This window comes from Mesorhizobium sp. RCAM 06353, from assembly GCF_059683585.1.
In genome coordinates this window covers 2,731,328-2,752,825 of record NZ_CM185031.1, presented here as the reverse complement: position 1 = coordinate 2,752,825, position 21,498 = coordinate 2,731,328, and the positions used below count along the sequence as shown (strand labels likewise).

General features: G+C 62.8%; 22 protein-coding genes and 1 pseudogene. 14 read left to right on the top strand and 9 right to left on the bottom strand.

Translation table 11 applies throughout. The features are described from left to right. Nucleotides 1–11 precede the first annotated feature (11 nt). Nucleotides 12–899, bottom strand: coding sequence for a LysR family transcriptional regulator (locus AC56QX_RS12995; RefSeq protein WP_497116385.1), 888 nt, complete (start codon nt 897–899; stop codon nt 12–14). Nucleotides 900–1,047: 148 nt separating this feature from the next. On the opposite strand from AC56QX_RS12995, the gene AC56QX_RS12990 reads away from it, so the two are divergent. Then, complete coding sequence (locus AC56QX_RS12990; RefSeq protein ID WP_497116383.1) at nt 1,048–2,580, top strand: MFS transporter; 1,533 nt, start codon at nt 1,048–1,050, stop codon at nt 2,578–2,580. Nucleotides 2,581–2,589: 9 nt separating this feature from the next. Here AC56QX_RS12990 and AC56QX_RS12985 read toward each other — a convergent pair whose 3' ends face one another. The 4 genes from AC56QX_RS12985 to AC56QX_RS12970 are packed head-to-tail and all read right to left on the bottom strand — an operon-like array spanning nt 2,590 to nt 5,119. Beyond that, a complete protein-coding gene (locus AC56QX_RS12985) occupies nt 2,590–2,904 on the bottom strand; it encodes a nuclear transport factor 2 family protein (protein WP_497116382.1) in 315 nt (104 codons plus the stop codon). A gap of 5 nt (nt 2,905–2,909) precedes the next feature. Beyond that, entirely contained in the window at nt 2,910–3,143 is a 234-nt protein-coding gene (locus AC56QX_RS12980) for a hypothetical protein (RefSeq protein WP_497116380.1), read from the bottom strand. 28 nt (nt 3,144–3,171) lie between these two features. Continuing rightward, nucleotides 3,172–3,948: an esterase family protein gene (locus AC56QX_RS12975; RefSeq protein WP_497116378.1), complete on the bottom strand. Its 777-nt coding sequence runs from the start codon at nt 3,946–3,948 to the stop codon at nt 3,172–3,174. A gap of 4 nt (nt 3,949–3,952) precedes the next feature. Then, nucleotides 3,953–5,119 (bottom strand): ATP-grasp domain-containing protein, encoded by a 1,167-nt coding sequence (locus AC56QX_RS12970; RefSeq protein ID WP_497116377.1) that lies wholly within the window; start codon nt 5,117–5,119, stop codon nt 3,953–3,955. A 428-nt stretch (nt 5,120–5,547) separates the two neighbouring features. Between AC56QX_RS12970 and leuA the strand changes: the two genes are divergently transcribed. From leuA to AC56QX_RS12950, 4 genes are all read left to right on the top strand, one after another. Then, nucleotides 5,548–7,293: a 2-isopropylmalate synthase gene (gene leuA, locus AC56QX_RS12965; RefSeq protein WP_497116376.1), complete on the top strand. Its 1,746-nt coding sequence runs from the start codon at nt 5,548–5,550 to the stop codon at nt 7,291–7,293. 266 nt (nt 7,294–7,559) lie between these two features. Then, a complete protein-coding gene (locus AC56QX_RS12960) occupies nt 7,560–9,332 on the top strand; it encodes a tetratricopeptide repeat protein (RefSeq protein WP_497116374.1) in 1,773 nt (590 codons plus the stop codon). A 202-nt stretch (nt 9,333–9,534) separates the two neighbouring features. Next, nucleotides 9,535–10,335 (top strand): alpha/beta fold hydrolase, encoded by an 801-nt coding sequence (locus AC56QX_RS12955; RefSeq protein WP_497116372.1) that lies wholly within the window; start codon nt 9,535–9,537, stop codon nt 10,333–10,335. A gap of 95 nt (nt 10,336–10,430) precedes the next feature. Further along, a complete protein-coding gene (locus AC56QX_RS12950) occupies nt 10,431–11,039 on the top strand; it encodes a hypothetical protein (protein ID WP_497116370.1) in 609 nt (202 codons plus the stop codon). Here the strand turns inward: AC56QX_RS12950 and AC56QX_RS12945 are convergent. Continuing rightward, nucleotides 11,023–11,952 carry a metallophosphoesterase family protein gene (locus tag AC56QX_RS12945; RefSeq protein WP_497117748.1) on the bottom strand — a complete coding sequence of 310 codons (930 nt, stop codon included), beginning with the start codon at nt 11,950–11,952 and terminating at the stop codon, nt 11,023–11,025. The genes AC56QX_RS12950 and AC56QX_RS12945 overlap by 17 nt on opposite strands. Before the next feature lie 53 nt (nt 11,953–12,005). On the opposite strand from AC56QX_RS12945, the gene AC56QX_RS12940 reads away from it, so the two are divergent. Both AC56QX_RS12940 and AC56QX_RS12935 read left to right on the top strand, forming a co-directional pair. Then, nucleotides 12,006–12,503, top strand: coding sequence for an NUDIX domain-containing protein (locus AC56QX_RS12940; RefSeq protein WP_497116368.1), 498 nt, complete (start codon nt 12,006–12,008; stop codon nt 12,501–12,503). 65 nt (nt 12,504–12,568) lie between these two features. Further along, a complete protein-coding gene (locus tag AC56QX_RS12935) occupies nt 12,569–13,048 on the top strand; it encodes an ABZJ_00895 family protein (RefSeq protein ID WP_497116366.1) in 480 nt (159 codons plus the stop codon). A gap of 31 nt (nt 13,049–13,079) precedes the next feature. Here AC56QX_RS12935 and AC56QX_RS12930 read toward each other — a convergent pair whose 3' ends face one another. Then, nucleotides 13,080–14,063, bottom strand: coding sequence for a glutathione S-transferase family protein (locus tag AC56QX_RS12930; protein WP_497116365.1), 984 nt, complete (start codon nt 14,061–14,063; stop codon nt 13,080–13,082). 274 nt (nt 14,064–14,337) lie between these two features. Between AC56QX_RS12930 and AC56QX_RS12925 the strand changes: the two genes are divergently transcribed. From AC56QX_RS12925 to AC56QX_RS12905, 5 genes are all read left to right on the top strand, one after another. After that, the gene (locus AC56QX_RS12925; RefSeq protein ID WP_497116363.1) at nt 14,338–14,862 is read left to right on the top strand and encodes a GNAT family N-acetyltransferase; all 525 of its coding nucleotides are present in this window, start codon (nt 14,338–14,340) and stop codon (nt 14,860–14,862) included. A 70-nt stretch (nt 14,863–14,932) separates the two neighbouring features. Next, entirely contained in the window at nt 14,933–15,694 is a 762-nt protein-coding gene (locus AC56QX_RS12920) for a 3-hydroxyacyl-CoA dehydrogenase (RefSeq protein ID WP_497116361.1), read from the top strand. A gap of 22 nt (nt 15,695–15,716) precedes the next feature. Continuing rightward, nucleotides 15,717–16,496, top strand: a complete 780-nt coding sequence (locus AC56QX_RS12915; RefSeq protein WP_497116360.1) for a HugZ family pyridoxamine 5'-phosphate oxidase — start codon at nt 15,717–15,719, stop codon at nt 16,494–16,496. 155 nt (nt 16,497–16,651) lie between these two features. Then, on the top strand, nt 16,652–16,996 hold the full coding sequence (locus tag AC56QX_RS12910) for an ArsR/SmtB family transcription factor (RefSeq protein ID WP_497117746.1): 345 nt from the start codon (nt 16,652–16,654) through the stop codon (nt 16,994–16,996). A 103-nt stretch (nt 16,997–17,099) separates the two neighbouring features. After that, a complete protein-coding gene (locus tag AC56QX_RS12905) occupies nt 17,100–17,897 on the top strand; it encodes a TrmH family RNA methyltransferase (protein WP_497116359.1) in 798 nt (265 codons plus the stop codon). Nucleotides 17,898–17,914: 17 nt separating this feature from the next. Here AC56QX_RS12905 and AC56QX_RS12900 read toward each other — a convergent pair whose 3' ends face one another. Both AC56QX_RS12900 and AC56QX_RS12895 read right to left on the bottom strand, forming a co-directional pair. Continuing rightward, nucleotides 17,915–19,066 (bottom strand): coiled-coil domain-containing protein, encoded by a 1,152-nt coding sequence (locus tag AC56QX_RS12900; protein WP_497116357.1) that lies wholly within the window; start codon nt 19,064–19,066, stop codon nt 17,915–17,917. A gap of 160 nt (nt 19,067–19,226) precedes the next feature. Then, the gene (locus tag AC56QX_RS12895; RefSeq protein WP_244494150.1) at nt 19,227–19,763 is read right to left on the bottom strand and encodes a DUF1134 domain-containing protein; all 537 of its coding nucleotides are present in this window, start codon (nt 19,761–19,763) and stop codon (nt 19,227–19,229) included. Between the two features lie 390 nt (nt 19,764–20,153). Between AC56QX_RS12895 and chpT the strand changes: the two are divergent. Continuing rightward, a pseudogene (chpT, locus tag AC56QX_RS12890) lies at nt 20,154–20,782 on the top strand (histidine phosphotransferase ChpT). Between the two features lie 245 nt (nt 20,783–21,027). Then, entirely contained in the window at nt 21,028–21,396 is a 369-nt protein-coding gene (locus tag AC56QX_RS12885; protein ID WP_497116355.1) for a response regulator, read from the top strand. Nucleotides 21,397–21,498 lie beyond the last annotated feature (102 nt).

Sequence of the window (21,498 nt, the reverse complement as noted above, 5' to 3'; positions counted from 1 at the left end):
CCGCTGGCGACCTATTGTGGTGCTGCAAGGCGTTCGGGAAGGAAATCGACGAAGACGCGCACCTTCGGCGACAGATGGCGATTGGAGGGCCACAGCATCCGGAACTGGCCACGGCCGTCGACATGATCGTCCAGCACGGTGCGCAGCTTGCCGTCGCGCAGCGCCTCGCGGACCAGGAAATCGGGCATGCAGGCGATGCCAAGTCCGGCGAGCGTGGCGCCCTTCAAGGCTTCCATGTTGTTGCAGGTCAGCATCGAGCGGATCTGCGGTTCGGCGCTGCCGGTCATGAATGGCCACTCCAGCAGCCTGCCGCTGTTGAGAAAGCGGAAGTTGATGCCGAAATGCCCGATGAGATCCGCCGGCTCGCCGGGTGTGCCATGGCGGTCGAGATAGGACGGGGCCGCGCACAACAGCATGCGAAACGGTGCAACGGGTCTCGACACCAATCGTGAATCGGGCAGCTGGCCGCTTCGAATGGCGACGTCGATGCCTTCCTCGATGACATCGACGATGCGGTCGTTGAAATCGATGTCGAGCTCGATTTCGGGATAGCGCTCCATGAACTCCGACAGCACCGGCAAAAGCAGATGGTAGGTGACGATCGGAGTCGACACGCGTAGCCGTCCATGCGGCGTTTCCCGGGTCCGCGACAGCATCGCCTCGGCATCGTCGATGTCGTCGAGGATGCGCCGCACCCGCTCGTTGAACAATCTGCCCTCTTCCGTCAGGCCGATGCGCCGCGTGCTGCGCTGCAGGAGCCGCACGCCAAGCTCTTGCTCGAGCCTCGCGACGGTCTTGCCGACGGCGGAAGCGGAAATGCCGAGCGCCCGCCCAGCGGCGATGAAACTGCCGAGTTCGGCGGTGCGGGCGAAGGCCATGAGGCTGCTGAGACGATCCATCGCGTTCTTCCATTCGAGCGTTTTAGTCCGGTATGACTGGAGATACAGTACCATTTTTCCGAAAAGGCGGCGGGCCTATCTTGTCATTGCGACCGGGCGCTGTGATCGCGCGGCATGCCGGCGAATGCTGATTCAGATAGGAAAATCCATGACCTCGAAGACCACAACCGGCTCGGCCGAGAGATGGCTCGTGCTCTTGTCGGTATGCCTTGCCGCCATGACCATGCCCTTGACCTTCACCGGCCCGGCCGTCGCACTCTCCCGCATCGCGGCCGATCTCGGCGGCAGCCCGATCGCGCGGAACTGGGTGACGAACGCCTTCATGCTGACCTTCGGCGCCAGCCTGATGGCGGCTGGCGCGCTGGCCGACAACCACGGCCGCAAGCACATCTTCCTCGCTGGCCTCTGCCTCTATGTCCTGGCGTCGCTCGGCGCCATGCTGGCGCCCGACATCATCTGGTTCGACATGTTCAGGGCCGCGCAAGGGATCGGCAGTGCCTTGGCCTTCGCCGGCGGCGCCTCGGCGCTTGCCCAGGAATTCGAAGGGCCGCCGCGGCTGCGCGCCTTCTCCTTCCTCGGCACCAGTTTCGGCATCGGCCTCGCCTTCGGTCCGATTGCCTCGGGCCTGCTCATCTCCGCATTCGGCTGGCGGTCGATCTTTGTTCTGGTCGCGGCACTGGCGATCGCCTCGGCAGTGCTGGGCCTGAGCACCATCAGGGAATCGCGCGACCCGGACGCGACCGGCCTCGACTGGGCGGGCGCCGGCACCTTCACCATAGCGCTGGCTTCGCTGACCTATGGTGTCCTGCAGGCGCCGCAGAGCGGTTGGGCCGATCCCCTCGTCATCGCCCTGCTTGCAGCAGCGGTCCTGTTCTTCACCGCCTTCGTTATTGTCGAGAGGCGCGTGCGCCGGCCGATGCTTGATCTCACGCTGTTTCGCTTTCCCCGCTTCGTCGGCGTCCAGTTTCTGGCGGCGGCACCCGCCTATGGCTTCGTCGTCCTGCTGGTGCTGTTGCCGATCCGTTTCATCGGCATCGAAGGGATGAGCGAAATCAAGGCTGGGCAATTGATGATCTGCCTGTCAGGGCCGTTGCTGATCCTGCCCTTGCTTGCCGGCCAGCTGGCGCGCTGGGTCGCACCGGCCACCATCTGCGGCGCGGGCCTGCTCATCGCGGCAGCCGGCCTCGTCTGGCTGAGCCTGACACCACCGGTCGCCGTCGCGCTGGTGGCGCCGCTGGTGCTGATCGGCATCGGCATCGCGCTGCCCTGGGGATTGATGGACGGGCTTGCCGTCAGCGTCGTGCCGAGGGAGCGCGCCGGCATGGCGGTCGGCATCTTCAACACCACGCGTGTCGCCTGCGAGGGTGTGGCGGTGGCCATCGTCATGGCGACCCTGTCGGGCTTCACCGCAGCACAACTCGCCACTCAAGGAGCCTCTTCCAGGGATGCGGCTGCCGCGGCCCAGTTGCTGGTTACCGGCAATGTCGGTGAAACGGCGCAGCATCTGCCTACGGCCAACGCCACCGTTCTGGTCCAGGCCTACGAAACGGCGTTCGACAGGCTGCTGATCGTGCTGGCAGCAATCACCGTCGTTACCGCCCTTGTCGTCTTCCTCGGCCTGCGTCGCGGATCGGCGGCGGAACACGAGGCCGTGCCGCTGCCGGCGTGCCAGGAAGGATGAAGGATAATGTCAGGTGATGACAAGGATCGCTATGCGGTCGCCATCCAGCGTGAAGGTCATATCGCCCTCGCCGTTGAAGCCGTCTCCCGCGACGGAGATGCGGACGCGATAAGTGCCTTCCGCCGGCGTGATGCTGACGATGCTGAGATGCGACTGCACGCCGATATTGTCCGACTGGTTCCAGCGCGCGATCTGCTCGCGGCCCTGGAACGATCGTCCCCAGTCGCTCAAAAACGCGTCGTTGGCAAAGGTGCCGAGAAAGGCTTCCGTATCGCCTTCATTGGTGGCTTCGACAAAGCGGCGGATGGGGTCTGGTGTGGTCATCTCGCTCACCCAGATAAACTTAAAAAGCTCTCGATCGCGGCACGCGCCGCGACGGCGGCTTGTCCGATTGCTGCAAGGCTGGCCGCGATGGCGGCCTTCCTGTTGCAATCGAGGGATTCAAGCTGATTGCCGAGCTTTGCCGCGTCGGCCGACAGCCACCATTGATAGCCGGCAATAACCGCCAGCGCCGCCGATCCCAGATTGATACCGATGTAGAAGGAATTGAGCGCGGTTTCCATCGACGGTCAGCCCGAACGAAGTGCAGTTTTAATCTAGCCTGTGCATCAAATCATCATCCAGCCAGCGGCCGAAGAAATAGACCAGCTGCTTGTGCCACCATGGCCAGTCATGGCTGACGTCGCCGCCCCAGTAGTCGACCCAGGCCGGAATGGACTTGTCGCGCAGGATCTGTTCCAGCTTGCGCGTCTCGACCAGCATGCGCTCTTCCCAGGCGCCCTGCCCGCAGCAGAAGATCAGCCTCAGCGCCTTCAGCCGCGCCAGCAGTTTTGGGTCGACAATGCCGGGCAGATAATCGAGCGGCGAGTTGTAGAAGATGTCGCCCTCCAGCGCCTTGCCAAAGAAATCGCGGGCCGAGTAGACACCCGACAGCGAGATGACGCCGCTGGCGAGTTCCGGAAACCGGAAGACGAAATTCGAGGAATGGTAGCCGCCCATCGAGCAGCCTGAAAACAGCGGCTTCAGCTTGCGCCCGCCATTGGCGGCCGATGCGGTGGACACAATTTCCGGTAGTGCCTCCTCGCGCATGTAGCGGAAATAGGCCTCGTGGCGGGCGATGCGATGCGCGGCGTCGTGATGCTTGTCGAAGAAGGACTCCGAATCGATGCCGTCGACCGTGAACAGCTGGATGCGGCCGGTGTCGATGAATTCGGCCAGTGCGCCGACGCCGCCGGAATCCTCGAACTGGTAGAACCGTCCCTGCGAGGTCGGGAACACCACCACCGGCCGGCCGGCATGGCCATAGCGTTTGTATTCCATGTCGCGGCCGAGCTTGTCCGAGAAATGCTTGTGATAGGAGATGTCCATGGTCTCAAGCCTTTTCCGCGTGGATATAGGCGACTGCCTCGCGCAGATCAGCCTGATCCTTCGAGCGCATCTGGTAGGCGTAATTTCCCATGGCGCGGCTGAAAACCTCTTCTATCGGCTGATGGTGGACGATCTTGTCGCGGTGCGCCGCTAGCACGTCCTCGTGGCTGTGCAAATAGTGGAGGTGGCGCTTGCGGCTGGCATAGGCGGTGAAATACTTGCCCTCATAGGGACCGCCGGCGGCGTCCTTGACCACCATGTCGGCCCATGCCGCATAGACATCGATGTCGAAGGTGTAGTTGATCGCGTCGGTCATCCAGGCGCCGGGCGGCCGCATGTTGACCTCCAGCGCGATGATCCGGTCGTCCCTGGTCTCGAACAGTTCGATATGGAAGAAGCGCTCGCGCACGTCGAACGCCTTCAGGATCTTGCGGCCGGCCTCCTCGACCACAGGCCGGATCCGGGGAAAGCAGGTGTAGCTCATATGGCGGTCCTTGTTGACCACCTCCATGACGCTCTGGTCGTAGCGGTGGCTGGCCGCCAGCACCACCTCGCCATCACGGTTGACCAGCCCGTCATAGGTCACCACCAGGCCTTCGATGAACTGCTCCATGACGAAGGTCACGTCCTCGGGCTTGTCTCGGAAGAACTGGTCGAGCTCCTTGGCGTTGGAGATCTTGAAGGTGTTCGAGGCGCCCGAGCCCGAATCCGGCTTCACCACGACGGGATAGCCGACGCGGCGGATGAAGGTCATGGCGCCGGCGCGGTCGGAGCATTTACGCTGCGCGATGGTCTCGACGCCGCTCTTGCGGAAGAAGGCGCGCATGCGGCTCTTGCGCTTCAAATTCTTCACGAAATCGAGCTTGGTACCGTAGATGTTGAAGTCGGTGCGGATGTTGGCTTCCAGCTCCAGCCAGTGCTCATTGAGCGATTCGAAGCGGTCGATGCGGCCCCATTTGTGGATGAAATGGCCAATCGCCCGGAATACCGCATCGTAGTCCTCCATGTCGGCAATGCGGTAATATTCCGAAAGCGCCGCCTTCAGCCTGCCGTCCAGCGCGTCATAGGGCGCGTCACCGATGCCAAGCACAGTGGCGCCGGCTTTCTTCAACCGGTCGCAGAAATCGGCGCCGTTGGCGGGAAAATGCGGCGAGAAGAACACGAAATTCATGGACAATCCCCTCTCGGTGACAAGGCACCGCAGCCCCGCCGGATCTCAAGTCTGGCGCATTTGCGGCGCGTGGGGAAGAGCACCTGCATCAGGGATAATGTTCAACAGATTCAGCACCCGCTTGCCTCTACGGGGGCGCTCCTGTATGAGAACCGGCATGAACGCGCGCGCCATCACCGCTTCCCGTCCAACCGGCTTTGCCGGCGAGACCGTGCGCGCGCTTGCCTCGACCCTGCTTCTTCTCGGCCTTATCGGCGATCGCCGGGTTCGCTGAAGGAGCGCCCGGCGGTCGAACCGCCGCGCAAGCGCATGCTCCTTGGCCAGTCTCAAAATTGGCAGTCACATCAAGCGAACGAAAATCTGGTAAAGGCGCCACTCGCCAGCAATCCGTCCAGGACGGATCCGGGGGCCGCCGGGAGAACAAGACGATGAACGCACGAGAACAAATCCGCCCTGATGCCGCGGTAGCCGGCAAGGATGTGGAACCCGTCCGGGGAATGCCCGATGCAGCCCGCAAATATCAACCCTATCCGACCGTTGGCCTCACCGACCGGACCTGGCCCTCGAAAGTCATCGACAAGGCGCCGATCTGGTGTTCGGTCGACCTGCGCGACGGCAACCAGGCGCTGATCGACCCGATGGGCCATGAGCGCAAGGCACGCATGTTCGGCCTGCTGCTCGACATGGGCTTCAAGGAAATCGAGATCGGTTTCCCTTCGGCCTCGCAGACCGATTTCGACTTCGCCCGCTGGTGTATCGAGGAAGGCAACGTTCCCGCCGACGTGTCGCTGCAGGTGCTGGTGCAGTGCCGGCCCGAGCTGATCACCCGCACCTTCGAGGCGCTGAAGAGCGCCACCAACCCGATCGTGCATTTCTACAATTCGACCAGCGAATTGCAGCGTCGCGTCGTCTTCGAAAAGGATGTCGGCGGCATCAAGCGCATCGCCACCGATGCGGCCAAGATGATCACCGACATGGCGGCCAAGGCCGGCGGCGGCTATCGTTTCGAATATTCGCCGGAAAGCTTTACCGGCACCGAGCTCGAAGTGGCGCTGGAGATCTGCAACGCCGTCACCGAGATCGTCAGGCCGACAGCCGACAACAAGTTGATCATCAACCTGCCGTCGACGGTCGAGATGTCGACGCCCAACATCTATGCCGACCGCATCGAGTGGATGTGCCGCAACCTCGACAACCGCGAGAACCTGATCATCTCGCTGCATCCGCACAATGACCGCGGCACCGGCATCGCCACCACCGAGCTCGGCCTGATGGCCGGCGCCGACCGCGTCGAAGGCACGCTGTTCGGCAATGGCGAGCGCACCGGCAATGTCGACATCGTCACGCTGGCGCTCAACATGTACACGCAAGGCGTCGATCCGGGCATCGACTGCTCCGACATCAACCGGATGAAGGACGTCTACGAATATTCGAACCAGCTCAAGATCCCCGAGCGCCACCCCTATGTCGGCGAGCTCGTCTACACGGCGTTTTCCGGCTCGCACCAGGATGCCATCAACAAGGGCATGAAGGCGCTGAAAAAGGCCAACACCAGCCTGTGGGAAGTGCCCTATCTGCCGATCGACCCGGCCGATGTCGGTCGCAGCTATGAAGCGATCATCCGCATCAACTCGCAGTCGGGCAAGGGCGGCATCGCCTATGTGCTGCAGGCCGATTACGGCCTCAATCTGCCGCGCAATCTGCAGATCGAGTTCAGCCAGGCGATCCAGGCGATCACCGACGCCGAGGGCAAGGAAGTGCCGGCCAAGCGCATCCATGATAGCTTCCTCGAAACCTACATCGACCAGCCGGGCGCGCGCCTGAAATTCCTCGACCACCACACCTATCCCGACACCGTGGTCAAGGGCCGGCGCGTGGTCGAGGCGGTCATCCTCGACAACAGCAAGGAAATGACCATTACCGGCACCGGCACCGGCCCGATCGACGGCTTCGTCGATGCGCTGTCGCGCCATGTCGGCGTCGAGATGTCGGTGCTCGATTATTCCGAGCACTCGATGCAACGCGGCTCGAACGCCTCGGCCATTTCCTATGTCGAAATGGAATATCCCGGCGGCAAGCTGTTCGGCGCCGGCATCAACACCAACATCGTCGCCGCCTCGCTGGAAGCGGTGACTTCGGCCGCCAACCGTATCGTCGGCAGCAAGGCGCGGTAATCTCTGCCGAATGCCGGCGCGAGCAGTCTGACCGCTCTCGCGCCGTCATTCCTCGAGACCGATCAAGGTCTTGGCCGTCAAATTTGCGATGGTCCCAATGGGATCCCCCGGCGCCCATCGTCCCGTAGCCGACGTCGGCCGGGTCATTAACCACCGAAGAATTATCCCGTGTGGTACGCGATCGCATAATGCGTGTATGCTTGTGCGGTGTTGCCGGCGCTATATGATCGCGCCTCAACCTGTGCCGACTTCGAGAGGATCGACACTTGCAGCATGCCACGCCTGCCGCCCCCGCAGTGCGCGAGACACTGGAGCGACTGCTTGCCAGCGAAACGTTCGGAAGATCCGAGCGCGCGCGCAAGCTGATCCGTTATCTTGTGGAACGCGAGCAGGCCGGCGAAGCCGACAGGCTCAAGGGCTTTTCCATCGCCATGGACGTCTTCGGCAAGGACGGCGATTTCGATCCGTCGACCGATGCCGTGGTGCGGGTGCAGGCAGGCAGGCTGCGCGAATTGCTGCAGCAGTATTTTGCCAATGAAGGCGTCGCCGAGCCCGTCCGCATCGCCATTCCACGCGGCGGCTACGTCCCGGCCTATGAGCTCAACGCGATCCGTTTGCCGGAGGCAACGAAGCTCACCGAACAGGCGGCAGCGTCAGCGGCTCCATCCGAGCACCCCGGCGCTGCCGAAGATGCCCCTGCGGCCGCCGCATTGCTGGCGCCGGCGGTACCCGTGCCCTCGGTGGCGCGCCATCTCGGGTTCTTCTGGATGGCGATCGCTGTCGTCATCGCCATGCTCGGCGTCCTGATCCTGCGTCAGGGCAGCGGCGCGTTGCTGGCCGGCGGCGACCTGCCGGCCACGTTCGAGCCCGCCGGGCTGACCGGCAGCATCGCGCCCTCCCCCATGAGTGAGGCCCTGCCGCTCGTCTACATCGCCGTCAAGGCCAGCGGCACCGACGCCAGCCGTGTCGCCGCGTCGCTGCGCGCCGGCCTGAGCGGCTTCGACACGATCGACTTCATCGGTCGCGATACTGTCGACAAGACCGATCCGGTCGCCAGCGCAACGAGCTTCATTTTCGATGTCCTGCCTGGACCGGGGGACGGCGACATCACCATCGAACTGCAGAGCGTGGCGACCGGACGGGTGCTTTTGTCGCGCAACCTGACCGCCGCCGACAGCGCGCCATCGGCCGTCGAGGACCGTATTGCCGGCATCCTGAGTTCCGCGCTGCCCGCGTCCGGTACGATCTACAGCTATATCGAGCAGAGCGGCATTCAGAACGGCCTGACGCAGTGCCTGTTGCTCAACGGCAAATACTATCTCGACCAGAACGCCAGAACCCACGAGGCCGCCTATCGCTGCCTGGAAACCCTCGCCGAGAACGGCGCAAAATCGTCTCTTGTCTATTCCGAACTCGCCTCACTGCACCTCGAGGCTGTGAACGACCACTATGCGTATCCGCCGGATGCAACGATCGAGAAGGCGATGACATTCGCCCATCGCGCCGTGCAGATGGGTCCGACTAGCCCCTATGCGCATCGTTCATACGGCTACATCAATTCGCGTCTTGGCAACGCCGACGAAGCGCTGCGCTGGATGCGCAAGGCCTATGACCTCAACCCCTACGACGTAGCCATGGCGGCCACCTATGGCTACGGGCTGGTTTTCGCCGGCCGCTATGCCGAGGGAACACCACTTCTGGCCCATGCGGTCGATGCCTCGAGCGGCCATCCGACATGGTGGGATTTCGGGCTTTTCGCCGGCGAATTAATGCTTGGCGACGCGAACCAGGCCGCGATCGCCAGTTCCGCCCTGAGAACGACCGCAACGAAGTCGCACTATCTTGCCGCCAGGTTGATCGGCGCCAAGATTTCCGGTCAGGACGGTCTGGCACGCAAGCTGCTCGATGAACTCACCGCCAAATTTCCGAAATTCGCCGCCGATCCGCGCGCGACCTTCGTCGACCGAAAATATCCGGCCGATCTGACCGAGCGCCTGATCGGCGCCTTGCGCGCCGCGGGGCTTGGCAACGCCAGCTAAGTAACATCCACTACTCGGCGCGCCGAGCCATTGTCGATTTCGTACGCACCGGTCATCGAATACCAGTTGGTCGCCGAGTTCTGTCATCAACCGTACAAATCGCGGAAATTTTACTGGCCATGTCGCTGGACGAAGAGCAATTCAGCCGCATTTGGTGCCCGGTCCAGCACTTTTCTCAGTCCCGCAACAAGCCCCCAGCTTCATGATTTCATCGCTTCATGCCGTCGAACAAGGATCTGGTTCGAAGACCATCGTCCTGCTGCATGGTTTCGGCGGTTGCCATGATGTGTGGCACGAGGTGGTCTCTTCCCTGTCGCCTTCCACGCGCACGCTGGCCTATGATCTGCCGGGCCACGGCCTGTCGTTCGGTTTCCCGGACGCCGGTCCAGCCAAGGTGGCGGCCAGGGCGGTTCTCGCCGATCTGTCGGCACGAAAACTGAAGCGCGTTCATCTTGTCGGCCATTCAATGGGCGGCGCCGTGGCGATGTTGATGGCGTTGGCCCAGCCCGACAAAGTGGCCTCGCTGACGCTTCTGGCCCCAGGGGGGCTTGGCCCCGAGATCAATGGCCCGCTGCTGCGCCGCTACGCCAGCGCACGGGGTTCGTTTGAGATTCGGGACTGCCTTATCGCCATGTCCAGCCCTCACAGCCAGCCCCCGGAACGCATCGTCGATGTACTTCGTGAGATGCGTAGGCGGCCCGGCCAGGTGCAAAAACTCACTGAAATCGCGGCCGCCATGACCGCTGATGATCGGCAAGGCGTTATCCCGCGTGACCGTCTCGACGGGCTTAACATGCCTGTCATGGTGGTGTGGGGTGCCGACGATGTGGTGCTGCCCTCCACCCAGGCGGATGACCTGCCGGCGCATTTTCATGTGCATCATGTGCTGGAGGCCGGCCACATGCTTGCCGAGGAAGCACCCGATCTCGTTGCCGACATCGTTCGCCGCAACATGAACCGCCGTGCCAGGCCGCATCGTCCGAATTTGGCAGCGACTGGCTGACTTTTCGCGTGTCCCCGGGCACGTCTATCTCGCCAGTGCATTTTGCCGGCGGCTGTGTTAACCCCGTGTTAACCAAACCCGCGAGGCAGACGCCGATGAAGGACGCAGGCGAAAAGATCGATCCGTCAAGAAAACTGTCCGATGCCATCCGTGATGTGAAGAACGCCTTCGCCGATCGCGACGATGTCGTCGTCGACATGCGCGAGGCGCATCGCATGCGCCTCGATCTGCTGGCCGCGGAACTTGCACCCGTCTTTGCCGATGTTCCCGCCGACATGGACAATTTCGACTTCGTCGTGTCCTCGGGGTTGCAGCCGCGCCTGTGGATCGATGCCGTCAGCCATGTCGCGATGGGGCGCGACCGCCGCACTTACCGCTTCCTCAAGGACACCCGCATCGGTCGCGTGGTGCTTGCCGAATCGACCGAGATGAAGCCGGTTGCCGATTCCGTGACGCGCTACGTCGCCGAACGCATCGTCGAACGGCAGAGGATGATGGAAGGCGGGGTCGAGGCCGCCGGCATGAAACGCGCCGCGGTGGCGGAAGCCGAGCCGCCGCTGCGGTCGGCGACGCGCAGCAAGGGCTGGTCGGCCTTCCTGTCGGGCCTTGGCCCGGTCGCCGCCGGCGCGCTGGTCGGCCTGGCGGTGTCGGTCGCCCTGTTCTGGGACCGCATCGTGGCGATGGGGCTCAGCCTGCGGCCATAGCGGCTGGTGCCTCCGCGCCAATCTCCAATGTCTGCAGATCGGCAGGCGGTATCGAGGGTCCGGTCAGCCCACGCCGTGTCAGGCGGATGCGCCAATTGCCTTTTTCGCCATCGATGTCGAACAGATTGTACTGTGCCGCCGGATGCTTGGTACCCGGTGCCTGGCCAGCGGCGGCGACGCCAACCGCCGGAATTCGGACCGCCCGGGTACCGATGAAGAACAGCGACGGCAGATGCGAATGGCCGTGCAGGACAAGCTCGGCGCCATGGCGGCGAATGATCTTGTGGAAGCGTGAAATGCCGAACAGCCGCTTGTGCTGCGGGACCGCGCCGCGCACCGGCGGATGATGGATCATGATCGCGCGAAACAGGCCTTGCCCGCCGGTGTCGCGAAGGATCTTGCCGAGCCGCTCCGCCTGCCCTTCCATGAAGAACCCATTGGCCATGAAAGGTGCCGTGGCGCGTGCCGTCGAGACGCCGATCAGCGCGACATTGCCGCGCACGCGCAGATAGGGGAACGCGTTGCGGTCGACCGGCGTGTTGACGCCGTCGCCACTCATCCAGGCCGCCCATGACCGGCAGACCTTGTCGAAGGCGCCTGGCACATAGGCGTCGTGGTTGCCCGGAACCACGGAAACATCGTGCGGCGGTCCCAGCGTCTCCAGCCAGTGTTTGGCCATCTCGATCTCGCCGTCGAGCGCCAGATTGACCAGATCGCCGGTGACGGCAAGGTGGTCGGGGTTCTGCGCCTTGATGTCGGCGGTGATGGCGTCGATGACGGCATCATGCATGTGGCGGCGGCGGTTGCGCTGCCAGTTGACGTAGCCGAGCACGCGCTTGGAGGCGAGATCGCGATAGGATACATCGGGGAGCGGCCCCAGATGGACATCGGAAATATGCGCGAGCCTGAACATGTTTCTTTCATAGGCGACACGCACGCGGCTTTCCACCCACGGTTTCGCTAACGATGACGAACGATCCTGAAACCGCTTTCCGCCAGACCGGATGGGCGGGGCTACGGGCCAGGCTGTTCCATCTCTATTTCGTGCTGCGGCGGCCGATGACGCTCGGCGTGCGCGGCCTTGTGCATGATACCGCGACGAATTCCGTCTTCCTCATCCGCCACACCTATGTGCCCGGCTGGCAGCTTCCCGGCGGTGGTGTCGAGGTCGGCGAAACGCTGGCCGAGGCGCTGGCACGGGAACTCGCCGAAGAGGGCAACATAGCGCTGGCAGCACCGCCGTTGCTGAAGTCGATGCATTTCAACCGCCGCTCCAGCCGCCGCGACCATGTCGGCTTCTATCTCATCGAGCACTTCAGCCAGACGGCGTCGAAGCAGCCGGACCACGAGATCGCCGAGGCCGGCTTCTTCCCGCTCGACCGCCTGCCCAGGGATACGACACCGGCGACGCGGCGGCGGATCGCAGAGATTTTTCACGATGAACCCGCGTCGCCCTATTGGTAGGCTTGCCTTAGCTGTTTAAAAAGTTCTGAGCTATATTGATCAAGAAATACACGGGGGGCGGTTCCATGGATGTCGAACAAATAGAATCCGTGAGCGTCTGGCCCTATGTCGGCTTTTATAGTCTTATGATGGTCGGCCTGACCGCCGTGTTTATCGTCATAGCGATGATGTTTTCATCACTACCGGACAGCTTCAGCCATGCAAGCGGCTTCGCCATTACCTTCGGGTCGACCTCTTTCGCCTCCTACAAATTCATCAAGAGGAATCTTCGGCTTTTCAATCGAGACGAATATTGGAAGATAACGCTTTTTTCGTCTCTGGCCTCGTGCCTGCTTTCACTGGTGTTCTTAGGCCTTGCTGTCGCCGGCGGAGCCATGCCGGGAAGCGGTACCATGCCTGCTCTCGCCTGGGTTTTCATCCTGTTGCTTGCCGGGCTTGTGGTTTTCGCCATCAACGCCTGGGGCTATTCCAGCCGCATGGGCAAGAATTTCCTGAAAGCGGAGCTTGCCAGACAGGCGCGCATCAACACCGAGACCTTCCGGTAAAGTCTCGGCGATTTTGCAGTTATCGGCGATTTCAGATTCCGAACCGCGCCCGGTCATGCGGCGCGCCATAGTCGAGTTCCGGCCCGACCGGCACGATCCGTGTCGGATTGATCGTCTCGTGGCTGGCGTAATAATGCGCCTTGATGTGATGCAGGTTCACGGTCTCGGCGACACCAGGCAGCTGGTAGAGGTCGCGCAGATAGTTCGACAGGTTGGGATAGTCGGCGATGCGGCGCAGATTGCATTTGAAATGTCCGACATAAACCGGATCGAAGCGCACCAGCGTGGTGAACAGCCGCCAGTCGGCCTCGGTGATGCGGTTGCCGACGAGATAGCGCTGTTTTGACAGCCGCTCCTCCAGCGTATCCAGCGCCGCGAACAATTCGCCGAACGCCTCTTCATAGGCGCGCTGCGTGGTGGCAAAGCCGGCGCGGTAGACGCCGTTGTTGACCGCAGGATAGACCAGCGCGTTGACGCGGTCGATCTCGCGCCGCAGGTCCTGCGGATAGAAATCGAGGCTCGCATCGCTCCATGCGTCGAACGCCGAATTCAGCATCCGGATGATCTCGGAGGACTCGTTGGAGACGATGGTCTGCTCCTTCTTGTCCCACAGCACCGGCACCGTCACCCGGCCCGAATAGGCGGGATCGGCCTTGACATAGATCTGGTGCAGGAAATCGAGGCCGTAAAGCGTGTCGCCGGTGGCGCCATCCTCGGCCAGGAATGTCCAGCCATTGGCGCCCATGAAATGATGCACGACCGAGACGGAAATGACGCCTTCGAGCTTCTTCAGCGCACGAAAGATCAGCGTCCGGTGCGCCCACGGGCAGGCGAGCGAGACATAAAGGTGATAGCGCCCGGGTTCCGCCTTGAAGCCGCGCGCCCGGCCTTCGGCCGGCGCCCCGTCAACGGTGATCCAGTCGCGCCATTGCGACTGCGTCCTCACGAACCTGCCGCCATTGTCCGCCGTATCGTACCAGCGATCCTGCCACCTGCCTTCCACCAGCAATCCCATGCAAATCTCCTTGCGTCCTTTCATGCAATGTAGGCGCAAGGCTGCCCTGTCGAAGACGTCAGGCGCTGAACAGACCGTCACTCGACGGAGATGGCGGACATATCAGGCCGATTGCAGCGGTCGAAAATTGATGCTAGCGGACACTCCGCATGTTCGACTTTGCTTTGATCCGGTTTGACCGACGACGAAAGGGCGCCCGCGCTTGATGAAGCGCTGACTGGCGAATGCTGCCGTTTGCAGCAAACCTTTCCTCCTTTACCGGAACGCAAAGACCATGAGCCTTGCCGACGTGAAATACCTGCCGGAAACCCCGGCGCACGACATCCAGATTGAAGCCATCAACGACGAAGCCTTCGGGCCCGGCCGTTTCGTGCTGGCCGCCTACAAGATCCGCGAAGCCGGTGGCCACGAGCGCCCGCTGTCCTTTGTCGCGGTCGACGGCGACCTCGTCGTCGCCTCGGTGCGCATGACCCGCATTGCGGCCGGCGCTGGCCGCGCGCTGATGCTCGGGCCGCTTGCGGTGCGGCCGGCCTTCAAGAACCTCGGCATCGGCCGCCGTCTGGTGGCGATCGCACTGGAGGCGGCCGTCAAGGCCAGCGCGCCGGCCGTCATACTGGTCGGCGACGAGCCCTATTACGGGCCGCTCGGCTTCAAGCGCATCCCGCGCGGCCAGATCTCGATGCCGCGTCCTGTCGATCTCGACCGCCTTTTGTCGCACGAGATCACGCCGGGCGCGGTTGCCGGGCTCACCGGCGAGGTCGGTCATGCCAGCCAGGCCAGGATCGCCGAGCACGTCTAGAGCAATGGCTTGACCTTGCCCTTCGATCCGGGCCTGATCCGGGCCTGTTCCCATAGCAAAGGATGACGCCATGAATCCGAACGGCCAGATCGCGATCGTGACCGGCGGCGGCTCCGGTCTTGGCGAGGCGACGGCGCGTGCGCTTGCCGCCAAGGGGGCCCGCGTTGCCATCTTCGATGTCGGCATTGACCGTGCCGCCAAGGTCGCGGCCGAGATCGGCGGCATTGCCGTGCAATGCGACGTCAGCAGCGCCGACAGTGGGGCCGCAGCCGTCGCCGAGACGGCGAGCAAGCTTGGCGAACCGCGCATCCTGGTCAATTGCGCCGGCATCGCCATTGGCGTGAAGACGATCGGCAAGGACGGGCCGCATCCGCTCGACCAGTACCGCAAGGTGATCGAGGTCAACCTGATCGGCACCTTCAACATGATCCGCCTCGTCGCCGATCGCGCGGCGAAGCTCGAGCCGCTGCAGGGCGGCGAGCGCGGCGTCATCGTCAACACCGCTTCGGTCGCCGCCTATGACGGCCAGATCGGCCAGGCCGCCTACTCCGCCTCCAAGGGCGGTGTCGTCGGCATGACACTGCCGGTGGCGCGCGACCTTGCCCGCTCCGGCATCCGCGTCTGCACCATCGCACCCGGCATCTTCAAGACGCCGATGATGGCCGGCATGCCGCAGGATGTGCAGGATTCGCTGGGCGCCGCCGTGCCCTTCCCGCCGCGCCTCGGCGAACCATCCGAATATGCCGCACTTGCCCTGCACATCATCGAAAACCAGATGCTGAACGGCGAGACCATCCGCCTTGACGGAGCCATCCGCATGGCGCCGAAGTAATCAACCTAGCAGGGCAAGACCCTTGGACGATCGAAAGAAAGACGTGATCCGCGAGACCGACGCCGAGGCGATCCGGTTGGCGAAGACACTTCTGCGCAGCGCCCGTTTCGGCGCCCTTGCTGTGCTGGAGCCGCAGACCGGGTCGCCGCTGGCAAGCCGGGTCGGTGTCGCCACCGACATTGACGGTGCGCCGCTGATCCTGGTCTCTATGCTGTCGGCGCACACGCCTGCCATGCTTGCCGATCCACGCTGTTCGCTGCTGCTCGGCGAGCCCGGCAAGGGCGACCCGCTGGCGCATCCGCGCCTGATGCTGACCTGCCAGGCATCGCGGCTCGCGCGTGGCTCGGAGGCGCATGCTCGTGCCGAGCGCCGCTACCTCAACCGCAATCCCAAGGCGAGCCTCTACGCCGGACTCGGCGACTTCTCGATCTTTCGCCTCGAGCCGCAGCGCGCCAGCCTCAATGGCGGCTTCGGCAAGGCCTATCTGCTCGATCGCTCCGATCTCATCACTGGCGGAGCCATCGTCGAAGAGCTTGCGGCGAGCGAACAATCCGCCGTCGAGCATATGAACGCGGACCATCTCGACGCGATCACCGTTTATGCGCATCATTTTGCCGGGGCATCCGGCGACGGCTGGAGCATCGCCGGTTTGGACGCCGATGGCATGGATCTGGTGTCGAGAGACACTGTTTGCCGGGTATTCTTCCCACAACCCCTGGTATCGGCACGGGACTTACGACCCGTCCTGGTCGAGATGGCCAGGAGCGGCAGGGCTGTCGGGCAGGAAAACAACCAAACTTAATTGCATTTGATCAAAAGCAACACTTGAGATTTGAAAGAAATGTTCTACCTTTCAGAAAGGGCGCTGACTCGTCAGGGGCCGTTCGCAAGTGAATTTTTGGATTCAGGCCCCATTGCCCCCATGGTGCCTCGATGAGCAAACAGCATGGGGCATTCATGGTCTCGACAAAGCTAACCGCCAACGCCGAATCGGCTGCCGAATTTTTGATGCTGATGGGCAACGAAAAACGGCTGTTGATCATGAGCTATCTGATCGACGGTGAAATGTCGGTCGGCGCCATCGCCGAAAAGGTGATGCTCAGCCAATCCGCCCTCTCGCAGCATCTGGCCAAGTTGCGGGCGCTCGACCTCGTGGACACCCGCCGCGACCGTCAGATGATCTATTACTCCTGCAAATCCGATGCGGTGCGCGAGCTGCTGGTCGTGCTGGATGGTATTTTCGGCACCGGCAAGGAAGACCTGTCCCAGATGGCGCAGAGATTGCGCCGCGCCGGGACTTGACCGGACGCTCCTGCGGCCGTTTACCTCGCTGACGATTTCCGGAGCGTGGCTTGTGTGTCTTTCTCGACGCACCAACCACGCTCTTGATGTTTGAGCGGAGGATATGGACCCAATTCGCATCGACGACCCGCGGGATCCACGCGTCGCCGCCTATCTCGATATCCGCGAACGCGATCTCGCCGGCCGGCAAGGCCGTTTCGTCGCCGAAGGCAAGGTGGTGCTCGATCTGCTTCTCTCGTCCGGCCGCTTTGGCGCTGAATCAGTGCTGGTGCTGGAAAACCGGCTCAGCGGTCTGAACGACATCCTGCACAAGGCGCCCACGGACCTGCCGGTCTATGTCGTCACAAGTGCGGTGATGGACGCGATCGCCGGCTTCCACATGCATCGCGGCATCCTGGCCATCGGCCGCAAGGAGACGCCGCTAGCGTCCGGACCATTGCTGGATGCCTTGCCCGACCGAGCCCTGGTCGTGGTGCTCGTCGGCATCGCCAACCACGACAATGTGGGCTCGATCTTTCGCAATGCCGCCGCCTTCGGCACCGATGCCGTGCTGATGGACGCCACATGTTGCGATCCGCTCTACCGCAAGGCGATCCGCGTTTCGGTCGGCGCGGCGCTGAAAGTACCGTTCGCCTCCTTCACCGACACTTCCGGCTTTACGGCGATGCTCGCCGAACGGGGGTTTGAACAATTCGCCCTGTCGCCGCGCGGACGAACCGACATTCGCGATGCAAAGCCGGCCGGGCGCCTGGCGCTCTATCTCGGCACCGAGGGTGAAGGCCTGCCCGAAAGCCTGCTTGCGCGCCTGCAAACCGTGCGGATCACCATGTCGAAAGGCTTCGACAGCCTGAACGTCGCCGCTGCGTCAGCTATTGCCCTGCACCACTTCTCGCACCGCTAAATGGCGGCACCACCGCCTCAGTTCGCGGCGGCCTTCTGCAAGGCCCGCACGCGGTCGGCGAGGCTGCGGTCGCCGCCGTCGGATCGGCTGTCCGCCGGTGCCGCCAACGCCTTGGCGATCGGGGAATCAGGTCCCTCGAGCTTGGCCGTCAGGTGGACGACTTCAGCCGCCAACTCGTTCATCTGCTCGCGCAGCGCGGCACTGCCATTCGCCGAACCCGACGATGCCATGGCGCCGAGATCGGCCTTCAGCCGCTTGTTCTCGCGCGCCAACGCCGTCAGCCTCGCCTCCAGCCGCTCGCGATCGCTGTCGAGCTTGGCGATCGCCTGATCCAGATCATCACGCGTCGTGGCCTCGTCATGTCTGCCCGCTTCATCCGGCTTGCCGACCAGCCGCAAGGCCGGCCCGCCGTCCTCGGCCTTCGCCTTTTCGCGCAGCCGCGCCAGCTCCTTCTCGCGGCGGTCGAGCTTGTCCTCCCGATCGGCGAGCGTTGCCAGGAGCCGTTCGACCTTCTTGTCGAGTTCGGCCGCCCTTTTCTTCTCCGCCTTCAGCGCATCGCGCGCGGCCTTGCTTTCGGCCGCGATCTCCTGCTGGCGCCGATCTGCTTCCTTGCGCTGGCCGCGCAGCAGCGAGATGTCGCTGGCAAGCTTCTGCAATTCGGATTCGCGCGCCACGAGCTCGATCTGCCGGCTGGAGGAGGAAAAACTGGCGTCGTCATACATGTGCTCCAGCTTCTCGAGCTCGAGCGCCCGCTTCTCCAGCTTGCGCTCGGTTTCCTTGAGCCGCTCCGAAAGCTGATGCAGTTCCTCTTCGCGCTGCCGCAGCGCCACGTTCTTGGCGCCGAGTTCGGCCAGCGCGTGGTTCTTGTCCGTGCGCTCGACCGCCAGCCCCTTCAACGCCTCACGGCCGCGATTGATCTCGACGAGTTGTTCGGCCGCCTTCTCGCGCAACGCCTTCACGTTCATTTCGAGGCGGCGGGTCGCCATGGCGTACTCGGCCCGGATGCGGTCCTTGTCGGCCTGGATCTCGGACTGCGTCAGCGGAATAGAGGCCTCGATGCGCCTGCGGGTCAGCGCGACGGCACGCCGCCAGACGGCCGGAGCCACCATCAGCGCCAGAAAGCCGGCGCACAGAAAGCCGAGGGCAAAGAACAGGATCGACTGAACCAAAGGACAACCCGCTATCGGCGGCAACCACTTGGATTGAACCGCATCATACTGGCATGGCGGAAATCCGGCGCTGCGGCAAGAGCTTGCCGCGGCGCATTGGGGGTCACAGGCCTACAAATCCCGTCGGAAAGCTGGCATTGCCGTCATGACGGGTGGAACTTTAGAACGGATTCCACGTCGCCCGCTCGGTCAGCTTCAAATAGCCGAGATTGACGCCGAGCCGGGCGCCGACACCGGTGCGGATCGGCACCAGAAGCACATTGTTGTTCTTCAGCACATTGAAGCCGACGCCCGCCACCACATAGGCCGACCCGGCCACGCCGCCATAGCGGTTGTAGAGATTGCCGACATCGTCGAGATTGTAGACCAGCATCATCACCCGGGACCCTTCGCCGCCGAAATCCCAGCCCAGCGACGGGCCTTGCCAGAAAACTTTGTGGTCGCCGGCATTCTTGGTATAGAGCGTGCCCTCGCCATAGGTCAGGCCGCCGATCAGTGCGCCCGACCCCTCCTCACCCAGCAGATAGCCATTGGGCAAGCCGTAGGAGGCGAAGATCTTCTCGACGACGGTGGCGAGCCCACCCGATGTCGCGCCGAAGAACTTGTGACCGGAATCGATAATCTCCTGAGCGGTGTATTCCTGGGCCCTCAGGGCTGAGGTCGAGAAGACGAGAACGCCCATGAGCGTGATCGCCATTGAGAGGACACGGAGGAAACTCCGGTCGTAGAATCGGGAAAACATGCTTCCAATCTCCGTCATGGAGCACTTTCGCCGACGCCTCGCATCCGGTCCGGCTCTTTAGGCGGCCGTTAAGGATGACTGTTAGGGGCAAACTATGCCGTAATCCTTTTTCAACCATTAACTCCCACAGGAAGATGGCGGTTCGAAGGCTGGCTTTTGGGGTCGCGCGGGGCCGGCAGGCTACGCGAACATGCCATTTGCCGTGACGACAATTTTGGGTTTGTTGCTGTACGTACGAGTGCTGTGTATTCAGAAAGCCTCGGGTTGGAGCGTGATTCGTGTTGGGCAGGCGCGACGATCAATCGCTCGGCCACGAATTGTGGAATTTTGCAGGGATTTTCACCGATGGCCGATCTGTTCACCCTCTCCGCGCCCGACCTGGCGGCGCTTCTGTGCAGCCGCGTCTGCCACGACATCATCTCGCCGGTCGGCGCGATCAACAACGGGCTTGAACTGCTCGACGAAGGCGGCGCCGACGAAGACGCCATGCGGCTTATCCGCCAGAGCGCCAAGAACGCCTCGGCCAGGTTGCAGTTCGCCCGCATCGCCTTCGGCGCGGCAGGCTCCGCCGGCATGCTGATCGACACCGGCGACGCCGAAGCGGTGGCAATCGCCTTCCTCAAGAACGAAAAGCCGGAACTGACCTGGAACGGGCGCGCGCGCTGCTGCCTAAGAACAAGGTCAAGCTGCTGCTCAACCTGATCCTGGTCGCCAATGCCGCCATTCCGCGCGGCGGCAAGCTGGTCGTCACCCTCGAGAATCTCGACACCGAGCCGCGCATCTCGCTTTCGGCAAGCGGCCCGATGCTGCGCGTGCCGCCGAAATTCCTCGAACTGCATTCCGGCCACAAGCCCGAAGAGCCGATCGATGCGCATTCGGTGCAGCCCTACTACACGCTGCTTCTGGCCCGCGAGGCCGGCATGACGATATCGATCCATGCGACGGCGGAAGAAATCGTGCTTTCGGCAGCCTGAGCATCCGGCCGACCTGCAAAGGCAAATAAAGTATTTCAACCGCCTAATATTGCCGTGATGGCTCGATCGTAAGCGTTGAGCTTTTTCCGATCGGCCGCATTGAAGCATCCGCAAAGAAAAGTCCTCCAGACGGCATCTTTGCAAAAATTTTACCTAATGGCTTTTCGGGTTCTTTACCAGATCGGTCTAGGGTGACCACCAGATGCCCGCACGACCGGATTGCCCCAGGGCAAAGAGGACCCGGAATGAAACGCTGCATGTTCGTCGACGACTCAAGCGTCATCAGGAAGGTTGCAAAACGCATCCTGGGCGGTTCCGACATGGTGGTCATCGAAGCAGCCAGCGGGCTAGACGCGCTGGAGATGTGCGCCGCCGACATGCCCGACATCATCGTCGTCGACGGCGCCCTGCCGGATGTGCAGGCGGTTGACCTCATCCGCCGCGTGCGCGCCATGGAAAGCCCGATCAGGCCGCAGATCCTGATCTCGCTGGTCGAGCTCGATATCGCCTCGATCATGCGGGCCAAGCGCGCCGGCGCCCAGGGCTATCTCTTGAAGCCGTTCAATCGCCCACAGCTGCTCGAGCGCTTTCGCGCCCTGAAAATCGCTGCCTAACGCAATTCCAGGAAAAGTGTAAAACGGTTTTCCTGGGAAAGGCGCGTAGCGCTTTCCCTTGGGAATTGCGTCAAAACAAAGAGTTAGAGCAGTTCGCCGTTT

Coding starts and splice junctions, on each gene's coding strand:
- AC56QX_RS12955 (WP_497116372.1), top strand. CDS start 9,535: ATGATTTCATCGCTTCATGCCGTCGAACAAGGATCTGGTTCGAAGACC.
- AC56QX_RS12885 (WP_497116355.1), top strand. CDS start 21,028: ATGAAACGCTGCATGTTCGTCGACGACTCAAGCGTCATCAGGAAGGTT.
- AC56QX_RS12985 (WP_497116382.1), bottom strand. CDS start 2,904: ATGACCACACCAGACCCCATCCGCCGCTTTGTCGAAGCCACCAATGAA.
- AC56QX_RS12925 (WP_497116363.1), top strand. CDS start 14,338: ATGAGCCTTGCCGACGTGAAATACCTGCCGGAAACCCCGGCGCACGAC.
- leuA (WP_497116376.1), top strand. CDS start 5,548: ATGAACGCACGAGAACAAATCCGCCCTGATGCCGCGGTAGCCGGCAAG.
- AC56QX_RS12930 (WP_497116365.1), bottom strand. CDS start 14,063: ATGGGATTGCTGGTGGAAGGCAGGTGGCAGGATCGCTGGTACGATACG.
- AC56QX_RS12920 (WP_497116361.1), top strand. CDS start 14,933: ATGAATCCGAACGGCCAGATCGCGATCGTGACCGGCGGCGGCTCCGGT.
- AC56QX_RS12975 (WP_497116378.1), bottom strand. CDS start 3,948: ATGGACATCTCCTATCACAAGCATTTCTCGGACAAGCTCGGCCGCGAC.
- AC56QX_RS12940 (WP_497116368.1), top strand. CDS start 12,006: ATGACGAACGATCCTGAAACCGCTTTCCGCCAGACCGGATGGGCGGGG.
- AC56QX_RS12935 (WP_497116366.1), top strand. CDS start 12,569: ATGGATGTCGAACAAATAGAATCCGTGAGCGTCTGGCCCTATGTCGGC.
- AC56QX_RS12970 (WP_497116377.1), bottom strand. CDS start 5,119: ATGAATTTCGTGTTCTTCTCGCCGCATTTTCCCGCCAACGGCGCCGAT.
- AC56QX_RS12980 (WP_497116380.1), bottom strand. CDS start 3,143: ATGGAAACCGCGCTCAATTCCTTCTACATCGGTATCAATCTGGGATCG.
- AC56QX_RS12905 (WP_497116359.1), top strand. CDS start 17,100: ATGGACCCAATTCGCATCGACGACCCGCGGGATCCACGCGTCGCCGCC.
- AC56QX_RS12910 (WP_497117746.1), top strand. CDS start 16,652: ATGGTCTCGACAAAGCTAACCGCCAACGCCGAATCGGCTGCCGAATTT.
- AC56QX_RS12990 (WP_497116383.1), top strand. CDS start 1,048: ATGACCTCGAAGACCACAACCGGCTCGGCCGAGAGATGGCTCGTGCTC.
- AC56QX_RS12895 (WP_244494150.1), bottom strand. CDS start 19,763: ATGGCGATCACGCTCATGGGCGTTCTCGTCTTCTCGACCTCAGCCCTG.
- AC56QX_RS12945 (WP_497117748.1), bottom strand. CDS start 11,952: ATGTTCAGGCTCGCGCATATTTCCGATGTCCATCTGGGGCCGCTCCCC.
- AC56QX_RS12950 (WP_497116370.1), top strand. CDS start 10,431: ATGAAGGACGCAGGCGAAAAGATCGATCCGTCAAGAAAACTGTCCGAT.
- AC56QX_RS12995 (WP_497116385.1), bottom strand. CDS start 899: ATGGATCGTCTCAGCAGCCTCATGGCCTTCGCCCGCACCGCCGAACTC.